Consider the following 1,815-nt stretch of genomic DNA (forward strand, 5'->3'; position numbering starts at 1 on the left):
AAGGAAAATGTAAGCCAGTTCTGGTTCACCTTTGACATCACCGATTGATAATGCAGCCGTTTTAGCTTGCTCGCCGTTGTCGTTAGCGCTGATGAAAGCTTGATTAGTCGCCGCGTTATTATCAACAGCTAGTGAACCCGTTAATGCGTAAACTTGTCCGCTTGTACTGGTTAATGAGTTTTCAGTAACATCAGCATGTAAAATCATGCTGGTGCCATATACCGTTAATCCATTAATGGTTTGAGTGAAGTGAGTATGTGCTTTACCTAACTCATCAATCCACTGACGTCTAACGGTAAAGTCTTCGCTGCCTGAAACATGGTAGGCATCTTGTGAGGCTAAAATATTTTTTAATGAGTCAACGGCATTTTTTTGTGTTGTAGTACCCAGGTTTCCAGCAACATAATTAACAACACCACTGTTAGCAAATTTTTGTACCGTAATTTGTTCGCTGGCTGATACGCCAAGTGACATAGCTGCAAGTGATGCGCCAACAACCGCGGTAAGCGTTTTTATTTTAAATGTTTTTATCATGTAAGATCTCCTAAAAGACTCTTTATAGTAATGTGCTCGTATTTTTATTTAATATGCATGCTTATTGTTAAAGTTGCTTTAGAGACAAATAACAACTATTAATGATGAGGTGATCAGGCCCATGCAATTAATATATTCGTTTCAAGCGAAAGGAATAATACAAACAAATTTGTGCCGACACAATCCACAAGTGTATCGTGGTTCACAAAAAACAGCTGTAAATAATACCTGCGGAAATCTTGCTTTTTTACGCTTTATTTTTAGGTTTGTCTTGATTCGTAGCGTCAAAGAATTAATGTTACACTAAATAAAATATTGGTTCGAATAACCTTTATTTTTAAAGGTTATTTTGTTTTCTAAAATAAATATAAGTTTATAAAAATATTATATGACTTTTAGGTTTTTCTCAGTTTAAATTTTTTATATTTTGTTAGGCTTTTAACTTTGATAAACGGATCGATGAACGGCGTGGTTGTTCTTTGTTCATTTGTATTGTCCTCGCACGAATGATTGTTAATAAAGTGTCGTCAGTTAATGGTTTTTTGTGAACTTTAATTGAGATTAAACAAATTGCTAAATAAAGATCTTAGTAATTTCAATTTTCAAGTTGGCTGGTTTTTTGTTTTTATATTTCCTCTCAAATAAAATCAGTTATAAGTGCAATGTAAAATTGTCAAAAAGTAACTTTTTAAAAAGCTGGTTTCTATCCACATTAATCGTCATAACAAAGGAGAAGCGGAACTCTTCTCCTTTGCAGAGTGATGGCTTTAAAATCTCAAAACCATCATCACTTAATTGGCTTTCAGATTTAAGGTAATTCCTGATGTTGAAGAATAACCATAAAGACTAATATACCAAGTACCACTGGCGGGATTGTTCATTGTGCAAAGTTCACTATTCCCATTTTTGTATGGGCGACAGTCATAACTGTTTGATGTTGGTTGCGCGCCATGTCGAACATATAAGTCGGCATCACCAGTACCACCAGAAATTTCTACCGTCATCGTACTATAGCCTGAACCCAACTCTTGAGTGTAGTGCTGCCATTGTCCCTGCGAAACGGAAACATCATTGATTGTTTCGTTAATTGGATCATTACCACCAGGTGGTGGAGGCGGCGGAGGTGGAGGCGTGGTGCTGCCGGTGTAACTCCCTTTTAAGGTCACCCCAGAGAAATTGCTATAAGCTTTTAATCGCACATAATAGCGACCACCAGCTTGATTTAAGCTACAAGATTCTGCATTACCGCTTTTATAAGGACGACAATCATAAGTGGCATCG

General features: G+C 36.6%; 2 protein-coding genes. Both read right to left on the bottom strand.

Annotation, left to right across the window (positions count from 1 at the left end; genetic code table 11):
* Positions 1–534, bottom strand: a 534-nt coding sequence (locus tag ABVT42_RS22185; protein WP_367024518.1) for a hypothetical protein, incomplete at its 3' end; no start/stop codon positions are given.
* Positions 535–1,325: 791 nt separating this feature from the next.
* A partial coding sequence (locus tag ABVT42_RS22190; RefSeq protein WP_367024520.1) for a PPC domain-containing protein occupies positions 1,326–1,815 on the bottom strand: 490 nt, incomplete at its 5' end.

Origin of the sequence: Aliikangiella maris (assembly GCF_040719265.1) — a bacterium.
In the GTDB taxonomy this organism is placed as follows: domain Bacteria; phylum Pseudomonadota; class Gammaproteobacteria; order Enterobacterales; family Kangiellaceae; genus Aliikangiella; species Aliikangiella maris.